Genomic DNA, 731 nt, shown 5'->3' with positions numbered 1-731 from the left:
TGGAACGTGCGGCTGATGACGTCGAGCTGCTGCTCGCGCGTCAGCTTGATGAAGTTCACCGCGTAGCCCGACACCCGGATGGTGAGCTGCGGGTACAGCTCCGGATGGTCCATCGCGTGCAGCAGGGTGTCGCGGTCGAAGACGTTGACGTTGATGTGGTGGCCGCCCTGCGCGACGTAGCCGTCCAGCATGCCGACCAGATTGTCCACCCGCTCGTCCTCGGTCCGGCCGAGCGCGCCGGGGACGATGGTGAAGGTGTAGCTGATGCCGTCCTGGGCGTGGGCGTAGGGCAGCTTGGCGACCGAGGCCATCGAGGCGATGGCGCCCTTGCGGTCCCGCCCGTGCATCGGGTTGGCGCCCGGCGCGAAGGGCTGGCCGGCCTTGCGGCCGTCCGGCGTGTTGCCGGTCTTCTTGCCGTAGACCACGTTCGACGTGATCGTCAGCACCGACTGCGTCGGCACCGCGTTGCGGTAGGCCTTCTGCTTGCGCAAAGCGGTCATGAAGGTCTCGACCAGCCACACCGCGATGTCGTCGACCCGCGCGTCGTTGTTCCCGAAGGCCGGATACTCGCCCTCGATCCGGAAATCGGTGGCCAGCCCACGCGCGTCGCGGATCACGTGGACCGTGGCGTGCTTCATCGCCGACAGGCTGTCGGCCACGACGCTGAGGCCGGCGATGCCGCAGGCCATGGTGCGCAGCACGTCGCGGTCGTGCAGCGCCATCTCCAGCCG

General features: G+C 68.4%; 1 protein-coding gene. It reads right to left on the bottom strand.

The annotated features are described in order from the left end of the window. A partial coding sequence (locus EJ913_RS31265; protein WP_127005228.1) for a glycine radical domain-containing protein occupies nt 1-731 on the bottom strand: 731 nt, incomplete at both ends.

This window comes from Azospirillum doebereinerae (assembly GCF_003989665.1).
GTDB lineage: Bacteria > Pseudomonadota > Alphaproteobacteria > Azospirillales > Azospirillaceae > Azospirillum > Azospirillum doebereinerae.
This window is presented reverse-complemented; position numbering and strand designations above follow the sequence as displayed.